This window comes from Paraburkholderia monticola, from assembly GCF_001580545.1.
In the GTDB taxonomy this organism is placed as follows: Bacteria; Pseudomonadota; Gammaproteobacteria; order Burkholderiales; family Burkholderiaceae; genus Paraburkholderia; species Paraburkholderia monticola.
Genome location: NZ_LRBG01000038.1, coordinates 387401 through 400819 on the forward strand (window position 1 = coordinate 387401; position 13419 = coordinate 400819).

Annotated in this window: 13 protein-coding genes; 10 read left to right on the top strand and 3 right to left on the bottom strand. The window is 66.9% G+C overall.

Annotation, left to right across the window (positions count from 1 at the left end; all coding sequences use genetic code 11):
• Window positions 1–9 precede the first annotated feature (9 nt).
• Window positions 10–618, top strand: coding sequence for a class I SAM-dependent methyltransferase (locus CI15_RS29225; protein WP_062135179.1), 609 nt, complete (start codon window positions 10–12; stop codon window positions 616–618).
• 92 nt (window positions 619–710) lie between these two features.
• Window positions 711–1952, top strand: a complete 1242-nt coding sequence (locus CI15_RS29230; RefSeq protein ID WP_062135184.1) for an MFS transporter — start codon at window positions 711–713, stop codon at window positions 1950–1952.
• A gap of 13 nt (window positions 1953–1965) precedes the next feature.
• On the opposite strand, the gene copM is transcribed toward CI15_RS29230, so the two are convergent.
• Entirely contained in the window at window positions 1966–2361 is a 396-nt protein-coding gene (copM, locus tag CI15_RS29235) for a CopM family metallochaperone (RefSeq protein ID WP_062135186.1), read from the bottom strand.
• Window positions 2362–2575: 214 nt separating this feature from the next.
• Between copM and hmuQ the strand changes: the two genes are divergently transcribed.
• A complete protein-coding gene (hmuQ, locus tag CI15_RS29240) occupies window positions 2576–2890 on the top strand; it encodes a heme-degrading protein HmuQ (protein WP_062135189.1) in 315 nt (104 codons plus the stop codon).
• Window positions 2891–2912: 22 nt separating this feature from the next.
• The gene (locus tag CI15_RS29245; RefSeq protein ID WP_062135191.1) at window positions 2913–3920 is read left to right on the top strand and encodes a zinc-dependent alcohol dehydrogenase family protein; all 1008 of its coding nucleotides are present in this window, start codon (window positions 2913–2915) and stop codon (window positions 3918–3920) included.
• Between the two features lie 16 nt (window positions 3921–3936).
• On the opposite strand, the gene CI15_RS29250 is transcribed toward CI15_RS29245, so the two are convergent.
• Together CI15_RS29250 and CI15_RS29255 are read right to left on the bottom strand one after the other, a co-directional pair.
• Window positions 3937–4560, bottom strand: coding sequence for an ABC transporter ATP-binding protein (locus CI15_RS29250; protein WP_062135194.1), 624 nt, complete (start codon window positions 4558–4560; stop codon window positions 3937–3939).
• 130 nt (window positions 4561–4690) lie between these two features.
• On the bottom strand, window positions 4691–5539 hold the full coding sequence (locus tag CI15_RS29255) for a shikimate dehydrogenase family protein (RefSeq protein ID WP_062135197.1): 849 nt from the start codon (window positions 5537–5539) through the stop codon (window positions 4691–4693).
• A 233-nt stretch (window positions 5540–5772) separates the two neighbouring features.
• On the opposite strand from CI15_RS29255, the gene CI15_RS29260 reads away from it, so the two are divergent.
• The 6 genes from CI15_RS29260 (at window position 5773) to CI15_RS29285 (ending at window position 13413) form a co-directional block, all read left to right on the top strand.
• On the top strand, window positions 5773–7578 hold the full coding sequence (locus CI15_RS29260; protein ID WP_062135199.1) for an FAD-dependent oxidoreductase: 1806 nt from the start codon (window positions 5773–5775) through the stop codon (window positions 7576–7578).
• Between the two features lie 98 nt (window positions 7579–7676).
• A complete protein-coding gene (locus tag CI15_RS29265) occupies window positions 7677–9464 on the top strand; it encodes an FAD-dependent oxidoreductase (RefSeq protein ID WP_062135202.1) in 1788 nt (595 codons plus the stop codon).
• Window positions 9464–10075, top strand: coding sequence for an NIPSNAP family protein (locus CI15_RS29270; RefSeq protein ID WP_062135206.1), 612 nt, complete (start codon window positions 9464–9466; stop codon window positions 10073–10075). The genes CI15_RS29265 and CI15_RS29270 overlap by 1 nt, the downstream gene beginning before the upstream one ends.
• Before the next feature lie 27 nt (window positions 10076–10102).
• Window positions 10103–10954 (top strand): sugar phosphate isomerase/epimerase family protein, encoded by an 852-nt coding sequence (locus CI15_RS29275; RefSeq protein WP_062135208.1) that lies wholly within the window; start codon window positions 10103–10105, stop codon window positions 10952–10954.
• Window positions 10955–11073: 119 nt separating this feature from the next.
• Window positions 11074–12468, top strand: coding sequence for an MFS transporter (locus tag CI15_RS29280; protein ID WP_062135211.1), 1395 nt, complete (start codon window positions 11074–11076; stop codon window positions 12466–12468).
• A gap of 87 nt (window positions 12469–12555) precedes the next feature.
• Complete coding sequence (locus CI15_RS29285; protein WP_062135214.1) at window positions 12556–13413, top strand: IclR family transcriptional regulator; 858 nt, start codon at window positions 12556–12558, stop codon at window positions 13411–13413.
• Window positions 13414–13419 lie beyond the last annotated feature (6 nt).

Sequence of the window (13419 nt, forward strand, 5' to 3'; positions counted from 1 at the left end):
GCAGCGTCGATGTCGGCCCACGTCAGCGGCACGGAAGGCTATGCGCAAGAGGCCGAAGCGCTGATCGAACGATGGCGGACGCTGTCGTTCGAAGACCGGCATCGGCCGATTCTCGACTGGATACCGGCGGCGCCGTCGCGGATCGTCGATATCGGCGCGGGCATCGGCACGGATGCGGCCGCGCTTGCCGCGATCGGGCATACGGTGCTCGCCGTCGAACCGGTCGACGCCTTGCGCGACGCGGGGCGCGAGTTGCATCGGTCGGCGCGCATCGAATGGCTCGACGACAGCCTGCCGGATCTCGCTCTGGTGACGGCGAAGCGCATGAGCTTCGACGTGGTGATGCTCACCGCCGTCTGGATGCATCTCGACGCGCGCCAGCGCGAACGCGCGATGCCGCGCCTTGCGGCGTTACTGCGCGACGGCGGCGTGTTGATCATGTCGCTGCGGCACGGACCAGTCCCCGTCGGCCGCCGCATGTTCGACGTCACGGCCGATGAAACGATCGGGCTTGCGAGCGAGCATGGCCTACGACTCCTGCGCGAGCTGCGCACCTCCTCGGTTCAACAGGCCAACCGCGAAAGCGGCGTGACGTGGACCCGGCTCATGTTCGGGTAATTCGACGCGTCGTCTACAATGGCCGCTCGAAACGGGCCGCTCCCAACTACCACTCCCAGCGGCCGACTCAGAATCGACGCGGAGGAGGCACGATGCAAAACAGGCTGGACGCCGACGCAACGAATTCCGGCGACGCGGCGCGCGAGCTTGCGCGCGCGAAACGCGCGGTGCTCGTGATCGCGATTGCGCAATTGCTCGGTACGTCGTTGTGGTTCAGCGCGAACGGCGCGATGCGCGATCTGCAGGTCGCGTGGCATCTAAGCGCATCCGACATCGGCTGGCTGACGAATGCCGTGCAGGCCGGCTTTATCGTCGGGACCTTGCTGTCGGCGATCACCGGACTCGCGGATCGCGTGTCGGCGAGCAAGGTGTTCGCTGTCTGCGGCGTGCTCGGCGCGCTCTTGAATGCGCTGTTCGCGCTGTGCAGCAGCGGCCTTGCGTCCGCGCTCGTGTTCCGCTTTGGCGTGGGCGTTGCGCTCGCGGGCATCTATCCGCTCGGCATGAAACTGCTCGTCACGTGGGACCCGCGCCGCGCCGCGCAGACGCTCGCGCTGCTCGTCGCGATGCTGACGCTCGGGACGGCGTCGGTGCATGCGATTCGCGCGTTGCTGTCGGGCGTGCCGTGGCAAACCGTGGTGCTGACTTCATCGGGGCTCGCGGTGATCGGCGCGGTGCTGGTGTTCGTGCTCGGCGAGGGGCCGCACGCGCGGCGCGCCGGCAACCGCCGTTTCGGCTTGTCGGCCGGCGTGGGGCAGGTGGTGCGCATCAGCGAGTTTCGCTCGGCCGCGCTGGGCTATTTCGGTCACATGTGGGAGTTGTACGCGTTCTGGACGCTGACTCCGCTCCTCGTGCAGCGCGCGTTCGCGAGCGGCGCACCGGCCACGCCAGGCACCGTCGCGTTGTGGTCGTTCCTGATCATCGCGATCGGTGCGCTCGGCTGTCTGTTCGGCGGCAGGCTCAGCAAGTCGGTCGGCAGCGCGCGTACCGCCGCGCTGGCGCTGACGATATCGGGCACCCTGTGCGCCATTTATCCGCTGACCACCGCGCTCGGCACCGCCGCGCAGCTCGCGTTGCTGCTCGTGTGGGGCATCAGCGTGATCGCCGATTCGCCGCAGTTTTCGGCGCTGTCCGTGAAGGCCTGTCCGGCCGACAAGATCGGCGGCGCGTTGACGCTGCAGAACAGCTTCGGCTTCTTCCTGTCCGCCTGCTCGATCCTGTGGTCGACCAGCGTCTTTCATGCGCTCGACGTGCGCGTCGCGTGGCTGCTGTTGCCTGGGCCGATCATCGGCTTGATCGCGATGACGCCGCTATTGCGCAAGCAGCCGCGCTGGTGATGCCAGCAGTGCGTTACTTGCCGCCGTGCTTGTCCTGCCAGCGCTGCATGAACGCGATCTCATCGTGCTGCGCCTTGATGATGTTGCGCGCGAGCCGCTTGATCTCCGGGTCCTTGCCGTATTTCAACTCTGCCTGGGCCATCTCGATCGCACCCTGATGATGCGGGATCATGTGCGCGACGAAATCCCTGTCGGCGTCGCCGGTGTATTCGGGGGCGCTCATGTCGTGCATCATGCGCGCGTCGGCGGCCTTGAAGGCTTCCGTCGATGCGTCCGCGTCCGTATGCGCCGAACCCGACATGTCCATGCCGGGCATCGCCTGATGTTGCGCGTGAGCGGGCAGCGCCGCCGCCGCGAAGGCAAAACCGCCGAACACACAAAGAGCGCGCAACGCGCGAAGGTTTTTCATTTTGGTTTTCCGTTGATGAAGAGAGTGCCCGATTCGACTGGCGCGATTCTAACGGGCGCAGAACGAGTACGTCACGGGCACGTCGAACATCGTGGAGCTTCCTACCGTGGTAAGGTCAAGCGAATCCAGACCGATCGCGCGCCTATAATGAAACGCGACCGGATCACTGATCCCGCATCCTCATCAGCATCACTTACGCAACGAGGCTGACAGCATGTACATCGCGATGAATCGCTTCAAAGTGGCGCCCGGCTCCGAGGCCGCCTTCGAACATCTGTGGACCACCCGCGACACCCATCTGAAAGAGGTGCCGGGCTTCGTCGAATTTCATTTGCTGAAGGGACCGCGCAAAGACGATCACGTGCTCTATTCGAGTCATACGATCTGGCGTGACTATGCCTCGTTCGAAGCGTGGACGAAGTCCGACGCGTTTCGCGCCGCCCATCGCAGCGCCGGCAACGAAAACCGCGTGCTGTATCTCGGTCACCCCGAATTCGAAGGCTTCGAAGTCATCCAGACCGTCAAATAGCCATTCACCAGGGAACGAAAACATGAAAGCAGTCAGAATCGGTTCGCCCGCCACCGTCGACAGTTTGCAGGTCGTCGATCTCGCCGATCCCGGTCAGCCCGCTGCCGGGCAGGTTCGCGTGCGCATTCATGCGAGCTCGCTGAATTACCACGACTACGGCGTCGTTAGCGGCAATCTGCCCGCCGAAGCGGGCCGCATCCCGATGGCCGATGGTGCGGGCGTCGTCGAGGCAGTCGGCGCGGGCGTGCGCGAATTCAAGGCCGGCGATCACGTCGTGTCGTGCTTCTTCCCGCTGTGGGAAAACGGCTCGCCCGCGATCGGCGATTTTTCGACCACCCCCGGCGACGGCGTCGACGGCTACGCGCGCGAAGTCGTCGTGCTGCCGAGCCACTACTTCACGCATGCGCCGGCCGGCTACAGCCACGCCGAAGCGGCGACGCTGACCACGGCCGGCTTGACCGCGTGGCGTGCGCTCGTCGTCGATGGTCAGTTGAAGGCGGGCAGCACGGTACTCGTGCTCGGTACCGGCGGCGTGTCGATCTTCGGTCTGCAGATGGCGAAGGCGATGGGAGCGTCGGTGATCGCGACGTCGTCGTCGGACGCGAAGCTCGCGAAGCTGCGCGAACTCGGCGCCGACCATACGATCAACTATCGCGACAATCCCGAGTGGGGCAAAGAGGTGCGTCGCCTTACCAACGGGCGCGGCGTCGATCATGTGATCGAAGTGGGCGGTCCCGGCACCTTGCCGCAGTCGATCACCGCTTGCCGCATCGGCGGGCATATCGCGCTGATCGGCGTGCTGACCGGCCGCGCCGGTCCGGTGCCGACCGCGCATCTGATGGCGCGGCAGCAGCGGCTGCAAGGGCTGATCGTCGGCAGCCGGCAGGATCAGATCGACATGGTGCGCGCGTTGGAGACGACCGGCATCAAGCCCGTGATCGACAGCACGTTCGCGCTGGACAAGCTCGCCGATGCGTTCCGGCACGAGGCATCGGGCGCGCACTTCGGCAAGATTTGCGTGGCGATCTGAAGCGTGGGGATCTAAGTCAGGCGCTTCTCGCAAGGTCGGCGAAACAGATACTCGTCGCCTCGCAGGCCTGCGTGAATCCTTCGTCGTAGCTCGTGAAAAACAGCGTGCGCGTTTTGCCGAGCGTTCTGAACAGCTCGGCGAGCACCGCGCGCGCGGACGCGTCGAGTCCGCCGGCCGGTTCGTCGGCGATTAGCACGCGGGTTTCACCGAGCGTGGCAGCCGTCAGAAACACCTTCTTGCGGCTGCCGTACGACATCTGCTCGAAACGCTTGTCCAGATGCGGCGCCAGGCCGAAGCGTTCGGCGAGCGCGAGCACGTCGTCGGTCAGCGCGGTTCGTCGCGCCGATGCGACCTGTTGCAGATACTCGCGGCCGGTCTGATCCGGCCAGTTCATGCTGTCTTCCGGCACATACGTGAGCACCGCTTGCGCCGCATGCGGGGCGGCACGCAGTGAATGGCCGCCGAGCCATATGTCGCCGGTATCGGCTTCGAGCGCGCCGGCGAGGATGCCGAGCAGCGTCGATTTCCCGCTGCCGGATTCATCGTTTAACGCGACGCATCCGCACGTCGCGTCGAAGTGCAGTCCTTCGAACAGGACGCGGTCGCTATAGCGTTTGCTGAGGTTGTCGAATCGAAGCATCGTGTAGCGTGCAAAAGACGATAGGAACGCGGCGCAAGATTGCCCCGCGTCTCTTATATGCCGTGCGAGAAATCTTCAGCACGGCAATTTGGCGCCAGTGTAGCAGCGCGCGCCGGCTCCTTTTACGCCGTTACGCCGACGGCGCCGTCTCCAGCAAAAACTCCACCATCCGGTCGCACACGCGCTCGAACATCTGCGTGCCCGTCACGGTCGGGCAGCCGCGCGCGCGTGCCGCTTCGATCAGCGGCGTGAGCGGCGGCTTCGTCACGACGTCGCCGACAAAGGTCGTTGCGGCCAGGCGCGCGACGTCGACCGGCAACGGATCGCCCGCGCGCATGCCGAGCGGCGACGCGTTGACGACCACATCGTACGTACTCAAATCGGGTTCGGCCGCGACCCCGCGCGCGTTGCCGCGGCCGAGCGCATTGAGCCGCCCGGTCAGCGAGCCGGTGCGGTCGACGTCGTTGTCGCGCACATCGAGCGAGCCGACCCCGCGCTGAATCAGCGCATGACCGATCGCCGAGCCCGCGCCGCCCGCGCCGACCAGCAGCGCGCGTTTGCCCTGTAGCTCGCAGCCCGCGGCCACGAGGGCCGCGACAAATCCCGTGCCGTCGAACATGCCGCCATGCCAGCCGCCGTCGGCGTTGCGCCGCAGCGTGTTGACCGCGCCGAGGAACGCGGCTTCCTCGGCGAGGGTCGCGCAATAACTCGCGGCGCTGAATTTGTGCGGCACGGTGATGATCACGCCGTCGACGTTGCGCATCGGCGCGATGCCGGCGAAGAACGCAGGCAGATCGGCGGGCGCGACGTGCGCGGGCACCACCAGCGCGTCGCGGCCTGCCGCGCGCAACGCGGCGGTCACGCCCGACGGCGAACGCACCTGCGCAATCGGATCGCCGACGATGAAATAAACGCGCGTCGCGCCGCTCAGACCCGCGTCGAGCGATGCCGCGAACGAAGGGTTTTCAGCCTGCTGCATGGTCGAATCTCCTGAAGTAGGTGCCCGTTTGCATCGTGCCCGATGCGGGGCGTGATGCGTGGCCTGTTGTGTTGCCCGATGTGTTGCCCGTTCCCAGGCGTGTGTTCAGAAAACTTTGCTTTTTTGTGATTGTGGAATAGTATTCCAATAACAAAGCAAATTCTAGATCTTGCGAAAAATCCGGAACAGCCTCCCAAGCCGGACCGAACGCACGAGCACACAAGGAGCAGCAGATGGTGGAGACACTGAGCGGTTTGCAGCAGAACGAGGCGTTCGACGTCGTGGTGATCGGCGCGGGCGGGGCGGGCATGTCGGCAGCGCTGTTCGCGGCGATCGACGGTGCGCGCGTGCTGCTGGTCGAAAGCACCGAATATGTGGGCGGCACGACCGCGTACTCGGCCGGCACGACGTGGATACCGAACTCGTCGCACGGCCCGTCGATCAACCCCGACGACAGCAGCGCCAACGCCGAGGGCTTTCTGCGCCGCGCGGTCGGCGAGCGCAGCAGCGCAGCGTTGCGCCGCGCGTTCCTGCAGGCGGGCCCGCGGGCGGTCGCGCATCTCGAAGCGAATTCGGACGTCAAATACAGGGCGCGGCCGTTTCATCCGGACTATCTGTCGGAGCTCGAAGGCTCGACGCTGCGCGGCCGCGCGCTCGAACCGCTCGCCTTCGACGGCCGCCAGCTCGGCCGTCACTTCGCGCTGATCCGTCCGCCGATTCCCGAATTCACGGTGCTCGGCGGCATGATGGTCGATCGCGACGACGTCGGGCATCTGCTGAACATGACGAAGTCGTTCAAGTCACTGCGCCATGCGGTCAAACTGCTCGCGCGGCATGCGCGCGCCCGCATCAGCTGGCCGCGCGGCACGCGCCTCGTGATGGGCAATGCGCTGATCGGCCGGCTGCTGCATTCGCTGCTCGCGCGCGACGTCACGGTGCTCGTGAGCACGAAGCTCGAAGCGTTGCGCACGAATGCGAGTCGCGCGATCGACGGCATCACGCTGAGCCAGAACGGGCAGCGTCGTCAAATCTCGGTCACAGGTGGCGTGATTCTCGCGAGCGGTGGTTTCAACCGGCATCCGCAGCGGCGTCGCGCGATGCTGCCGGGCGCGGACCCCGCGTGGTGCCCGGGTGCGCCGGGTCATACCGGCAGCGCGCAGGATCTCGCGCTCGCGGCAGGCGCGCGCTATGGCGAAGGCGCACTCAGCAACGCGTTCTGGGCCCCGGTGTCGATTCGCAAGCGCGCGGACGGCACGACCGCGGTGTTCCCGCACTTCATCATGGATCGCGGCAAGCCCGGCATGATCGTCGTCAATAGCCAAGGGCGGCGCTTTCTCAACGAAAACACCTCGTACCACCTGTTCGGAATCGCGATGCAGGAAGCGCATCGCACGACGCCGTCGGTGCCCGCGTTTCTCGTCACCGACGCGGACGGCCTGCGCAAATACGGGCTCGGCATGGTGCGGCCGGGCGGCAAGGGCCTCGCGCCGTTTCTCGCCGACGGCTATCTGACGCAAGCCGCAACGCTCGACGAACTCGCGGCGAAGCTCGGCATCGACGCGGCCGGTCTCGCCGATAGCGTCGCGCGCATCAACGACTACGCGAAGACCGGCGTCGATCCGGACTTCCGTCGCGGCACGACCGACTATCAGCGCGCCAACGGCGACGCCAACTGGCCGGGCCCGAACCCGTGCCTCGGTCCGATTGCACGCGGGCCCTTCTACGCGGTGCGACTCTATCCCGGCGATATCGGCGCGGCGACCGGCCTCGTCAGCGATGACAACGCTCGCGTGCTGAACCGCGACGATCGGCCGATCGGCGGCCTGTACGCATGCGGCAACGACATGCAATCGGTGATGGGCGGCGTTTATCCGGCGCCCGGCATCACGCTGGGGCCGGGGCTCGCGTTCGCGTATCTGGCGGCGCGCGATGCGCTCGCACGCGCCAAAGCCGCGAGCGCCGGCGCGACGCACGCACAGCCTGCCACGGCGCCGGTTGCGCATGGAGCGACGCAGGCCGCCAACGAAAAGATCGCCTGACGGACCAGGGTGAGGCCGGATTTGAAAAGCGTTGTTTAGTGGAATAGTATTCAACAAATTCAGTTAACCCGGATTTCTAACCGACGAAGCGAATGGCAATGAAGCGCGAACCGATTCTCGAATGCGATGTGCTGGTGCTGGGTTCCGGCGCGGCTGGACTCTCTGCCGCGGTAACGGCCGCCACCCACGGTCTGCGCGTGGTGGTGGCGGAGAAGGCCGAGGTGTTCGGCGGCACGAGCGCATGGTCGGGCGGCTGGCTGTGGATTCCGCGCAATCCGCTCGCGACGCGCGCGGGGATCGTCGAGGAGTCCGACGCAGCGCGCACCTATCTGCGCAACGAACTCGGCGCGCACTACGATGCCGCGAAGGTCGATGCGCTGCTCGATCAGGGTCCGGAGATGATCGAATTCTTCGAGCGCGAGACGGCGGTGCGTTTTATCGACGGCAATCGCATTCCCGACTTTCATACGACGCCCGGCGCGATGACGGGCGGCCGCTCGGTCTGCGCGATGCCGTTCGACGGCCGCGAGCTCGGTGCGCTGATCGACCGCTTGCGTGCTCCGCTCGACGTCGTGACGTTAAAGGGCATGGCGATCGCGTCGGGCCAGGATCTCGCGCATTTCTTCAACGCGACGCGCTCGCCGCGTTCGGCCATGTACGTGCTGCGCCGGCTCGCCGCGTTCGCCAGAGACAAGCTCCGCCATGGCCGGTCGATGCATCTGGTGAACGGCAACGCCCTGGTCGCGCGTCTGCTGAAGTCGGCGCATGACCGCGCGGTGGATCTGCGCACGAACGCCAAGGCGGTCGCGCTGCTGCGCGACGGCGACACCGCAACCGGCCGCATCGTCGGTGCGCGCGTCGAGATCGACGGTGTCGCTCACGAGGTGCGCGCGGCGCGTGGTGTCGTGCTCGCGTGCGGCGGCTATCCGCACGACCTCGCGCGCCGCGCCCAAACCTTCGCTTATACGCCGTCGGGGCGCGAGCACTGGTCCGCCGCGCCGCTCACCAATACCGGCGACGGCATTCGTCTCGGCGAAGCGGTCGGCGCGCATTTCGACGCGTCGCTGGAAACGCCGGCGGCATGGGCGCCGGTCTCGCTGGTGCCGCGCAAACGAGGCGAGGCGGCAGTCGCGTTTCCGCATCTGATCGAGCGCGCGAAGCCGGGCGTGATCGCGGTCACGCGCGCGGGGCGGCGCTTCGTCAACGAGGCGTCGTCGTATCACGACTTCATCAATGCGCTGATCGGCACGACGCCGGCGGGCGAGGAAGTCTGCGCATGGCTGATCTGCGATCACCGCTTCCAGCGCCGCTACGGGCTCGGCTTTTCGAAGCCGTTTCCGTTTCCGACCGGGCCGTATCGCCGTTCCGGCTATCTGCAACGCGCGGATAGCCTCGCCGAATTGGCGGTGCAATGCGGCATCGATCCTGAAGGACTTCAAACGACGGTCACCGCCTACAACAGCTACGCGAAAGACGGCTTCGATCCGCAGTTCCACAAGGGCTCGACACCGTACAACCGCGTGCAGGGCGACGCACGGCATCAGCCGAACCCCTGCAACGCGCCGCTCGAACACGGTCCGTTCTATGCCGTGAAGCTGCTGCCCGGCAGTCTCGGCACGTTCGCGGGCCTCGCCACCGATGCCGCCGCGCGCGTGCTCGACGACGCGGGCCAGCCGGTGCCGGGTCTCTACGCCGTCGGCAACGACAGCGCGAGCATGATGGGCGGCTGCTATCCGAGCGGCGGCATCACGCTCGGACCCGCGATGACCTTCGGGTATCTGGCGGGACTGTCGCTAGCCGGTGCAAAGCAGGCCGATCGCGCGAGCTATACCGCGAGCGCCGAACCCATTCCGAATCCCTCCATTCCGTCACAAGGACGCATCTGATGACCCTCTACGACCTCGTCACGCTCAGCGTGAAAATCGGCACCAACGCACAGGTGTTCGAAAGCATCCAGTCCCACCGCGACGCACCCGGTTCGAAGTTGCTCGGCTGCTGGTACTCCGATATCGGCACGCTCGGGCAAGTGCTCGTGCTGCGCGGCTTCGATTCCGAAGCGTCACTGATCGCCGAGCGCAAGCGTATGCTGCTCGAAGGCAATCCGTTCGGTTGCGGCGAATGCGTCACCGACGTGAAGATCGACAGCTATGCGCTGTTCCCGTTTCTGCCGCCGATCGAGCCGGCCGTGCACGGCGGCATCTACGAGATGCGCGTGTACGGCACGAAGCTCGCGAGCCTGCAGCACACGATCGACGCCTGGGAAAAGGCGGTGCCCGAGCGCACCCGGCGCTCGCCGCTGGTCGGCGCGATGTATGCGCTCGACGGCGCCGTGCCGCGTTTCCTGAACATCTGGCCGTATGCGAGCGTCGATGAACGTTCGCGGATTCGCGCCGAGGCGGTGAAGGACGGCATCTGGCCGCCGAAGGGCGGGCCGGCCCATCTGACGACGATGGAGTCGACGATCTGTGTGCCGGCGCCGTTCTCGCCGCTGCGCTGAGCGCAATAACGAACTCCAGGAGACGACATGACCCAGCACCACTCGCGCGCGCTGTCGCTATCGGCGTTGACCGTGCTCGAACTGAGCCCGCCGCAGATGGTCGAGTGCGCCGCGCAGGCCGGCTACGACTACGTCGGTCTGCGCCTCGTGCCCGCCACCGATCACGAAGTGCGCCACGACATCATTAGTGCGGGCGCACTGAAACGCGAAACGCTTGCGCGCGTGCGCGACACCGGCGTCAAGGTGCTCGACGTCGAGATTCTGCGACTGAAGCCCGACACCGACGTCAACGCATGCTTGCCGATGCTCGACGCCGCCGCCGAATTGGGCGCGCGCTACGTGCTGGTCGCGGGCAACGATCCCGACGAAGCGCGCACCGCGGAGCGGCTCGCCCAACTCTGCGAACTGGCCGAACCGCGCGGCCTCGCGCCATCGCTCGAACCGATGCCATGGACCGACGTGAAGGACGTCACGCAGGGCGCGCGCATCGTCAAGGCGGCCGCGCGGCGCAATACCGGACTGATCGTCGATCCGATTCATTTCGATCGCGCGGGAACGTCGACGGAAACCTTGCGCGCGTTGCCGCGCGAGTACTTCGGCTACGTGCAGTTCTGCGACGCGCCGGCCGAACGGCCGACCGATCTCGACACGCTGCTCTATCAGGCGCGTTGCGAACGGATGATTCCCGGCGAGGGCGGCCTCGATCTCGCCGGCATTCTGCGCGCGCTGCCCGAGCATCTGCCGATCAGCGTCGAAGTGCCGATGCAGCGGTGGGCGAAAACCGCGTCCGCGCTCGAACGCGCGCGCAGGCTGCGCGAGGCGACGCTCGCCGTGCTCGAACGGACTTACGCGGCGACGCCGTCGTCGATCGCGTCATGACCTGAGTTTCACCCCGCAGTTCATCCCCCTGGCGGGTCCTTCACGAAAGCGCACGGCAAAGAGGCGCGAGGGACCGGCTTGCCCCATCGCTCACGATAAAAGATCTGGAGACAGCAGGAATGGAACCTTCAAGCAAGGCGCCGCGGCACGACACGTCCGCGTCGCGCGCACTCGACGTACAGCAGTGGCTCGACGACCGCCCCATCGGGCGTTTTCAGATACTCGTCTTGCTGATGTGCATGTTCATCGTCACGCTCGATGGACTCGACACCGTGATGGTCGGCTTCATCGCGCCGGCGTTGTCGAGCGCATGGGCGATTCCGCGCGATGCGCTCGGCCCCGTGATGAGCGGCGGCCTGCTCGGTCTCGCATTCGGCGCGCTGTGCGCGGGGCCGCTCGCGGACCGCTTCGGCCGCAAGACCGTGATGACCTGCGCGGTGTTGTTCTTCGGCGTGTGGAGTTTCGGTTCCGCGTTCGCGACGAACATCGGCGAGCTGACCGTGCTGCGCTTTCTGACCGGCCTCGGGCTCGGTGCATCGATGCCGAACGCCGCGACCTTGATGGCCGAATACGCGCCGCAGCGCTGCCGCGCATTGATGGTGACGACGGTGTTCTGCGGCTTCACACTCGGCGCGGCGGGCGGCGGCTTCGTCAGCGCATGGCTGATCGCCGCGCACGGCTGGCACTCGGTGCTGATGCTCGGCGGCGTGCTGCCGGTCCTATACGTGCCGTTGATGATTCGCTGGTTGCCCGAATCGGCGCGTTTTCTCGCGCTGAAGGACACGCGGCGCGCGCGGCTCGTCGCGGTGCTGAACCGCATCGAGCGCGGTATCGTCGACGAGGCGACGCGCTTCGTCGCGCCCGCCGTGACGCATGCGCCGAACAGCGAGCGCAGCCCGGTGCGCCTGATCCTGTCGCGCGATTACGCGTTCGGCACCGTGATGCTGTGGATCTGCTACTTCGCGGGACTGCTCACGGTCTACCTGCTCGGCAGCTGGCTGCCGACGCTGATTCGCGGCGCGGGCTTCACGCTCGGCGAGGCGGCGCTGGTCGGCGCGCTGTTCCAGGCGGGCGGCACGATCGGCTCGCTCGCGATCGGCTGGCTCATGGACCGCTTCAATGCGCACCGCGCGCTCGGTGCGACCGTGTTCGCGGGCGGCGTGCTCGCCTGGGCGATGGGTCTGCCGGGCCACGGGATCACGATGATGGCGGTGCTCGCGTTCTTCATGGGCTACTGCATGAACGGCTCCAACACCGGGTTCTGCGCGCTGGCCGCAAGCTCGTATCCGACGCGGATGCGCGCGACCGGCACCAGCTGGATGCTCGGCATCGGCCGCTTCGGCGGGATCGCGGGCGCGATGCTCGGCGCCGGCATGCTGCACGCGAACTGGGGCTTCAGCCAGGTGTTCACGTCGCTGGCGTTGCCCGCGGCGGTCGGTGCCGCGGCCGTGTTGCTCAAGGGTGCGCGGCATCGCGGGCCGTTGCTGCCCGTAAGCGCGGGCATCGGGCATTGACTGAGCGGAACCCGCGCCCGCCGCGCCCTTGAATTCCGATGTGGAATCATGTTCTCATGTGGGATTCGAATCGAATGAGAGTGGATCATGGCGGGGAATCTCGAGCGGGCGCTGGCCATCATCGAATTGCTGGCGAAGCAGGGCGGCAGCATGCAGCTGGCCGCGATCGCCGACACGCTGAACATCCCGCGCAGCGGCACGCATCGGCTGCTCGCGGAGCTGAGCGACGAAGGCTATGTGCGTCAGGATGAGCACGGCGAGTACGTGCTCGCGCTGAAGCTGGTGTCGCTCGGGCTGATGTGGCTGTCCACCGCCGGCGTGCTCGATATCTCGCAGCCGGTGCTGGATCGGCTCGCGAGCGCATCGGGCGAGCTCGCGCGGCTCGGTGTGATCGAGGACGATCACATCACGTTCGTCGGCAAGGCGCAGGGCGCGCGCTCCGGGCTGCGGTACGACCCGGACATGGGCAGCAGCCCGCCGCTGCACTGCACCGCGAGCGGCCAGGCGTGGCTCGCGACCATGAGCGACGAGGAAGCGCTCGAACTCGTGTCGCGCCAGGGCGGCATCGGCAAGGCGGGGCCGCGCGGGCCGAAGGCGCCGAAGACGATCCAGCAGTTTCTGCAGGACCTGGGCGGTGCGCGCAAGCGCGGCTACGGTATCGCGAGCGAAACCTACGAGGCGGGCATGACGTCGATGGCGGCCGCGATCCGTCATCCGGTGACGGGGCTCGTGGTCGGCACCGTGAGCCTCGCGGGGCCGACGAGCCGTCTGCCGGACGCGCGGCTCAAGGAACTCGCGCCGGCGCTGCTCGAAGCCGCGTCGGACATGAGCGCGGCCACGCTCAGTTCGCCGTATTTCAAGCGCACTCCGCGCGTCGTGCCGGCGGCGGCTTCGGTCGTTCAGCCGGTCGAGCCGCGGCGCAAGGGGCGGCCGCGCGCGTCGTGACTGGCT

Bases quoted from the DNA above. Each gene is read 5' to 3' on its own strand.
- CI15_RS29245 (WP_062135191.1), top strand. From the start codon at position 2,913: ATGAAAGCAGTCAGAATCGGTTCGCCCGCCACCGTCGACAGTTTGCAG.
- CI15_RS29285 (WP_062135214.1), top strand. From the start codon at position 12,556: ATGGCGGGGAATCTCGAGCGGGCGCTGGCCATCATCGAATTGCTGGCG.
- CI15_RS29255 (WP_062135197.1), bottom strand. From the start codon at position 5,539: ATGCAGCAGGCTGAAAACCCTTCGTTCGCGGCATCGCTCGACGCGGGT.
- CI15_RS29250 (WP_062135194.1), bottom strand. From the start codon at position 4,560: ATGCTTCGATTCGACAACCTCAGCAAACGCTATAGCGACCGCGTCCTG.
- CI15_RS29225 (WP_062135179.1), top strand. From the start codon at position 10: ATGTCGGCCCACGTCAGCGGCACGGAAGGCTATGCGCAAGAGGCCGAA.
- CI15_RS29280 (WP_062135211.1), top strand. From the start codon at position 11,074: ATGGAACCTTCAAGCAAGGCGCCGCGGCACGACACGTCCGCGTCGCGC.
- CI15_RS29260 (WP_062135199.1), top strand. From the start codon at position 5,773: ATGGTGGAGACACTGAGCGGTTTGCAGCAGAACGAGGCGTTCGACGTC.
- CI15_RS29230 (WP_062135184.1), top strand. From the start codon at position 711: ATGCAAAACAGGCTGGACGCCGACGCAACGAATTCCGGCGACGCGGCG.
- copM (WP_062135186.1), bottom strand. From the start codon at position 2,361: ATGAAAAACCTTCGCGCGTTGCGCGCTCTTTGTGTGTTCGGCGGTTTT.
- CI15_RS29270 (WP_062135206.1), top strand. From the start codon at position 9,464: ATGACCCTCTACGACCTCGTCACGCTCAGCGTGAAAATCGGCACCAAC.
- hmuQ (WP_062135189.1), top strand. From the start codon at position 2,576: ATGTACATCGCGATGAATCGCTTCAAAGTGGCGCCCGGCTCCGAGGCC.
- CI15_RS29275 (WP_062135208.1), top strand. From the start codon at position 10,103: ATGACCCAGCACCACTCGCGCGCGCTGTCGCTATCGGCGTTGACCGTG.
- CI15_RS29265 (WP_062135202.1), top strand. From the start codon at position 7,677: ATGAAGCGCGAACCGATTCTCGAATGCGATGTGCTGGTGCTGGGTTCC.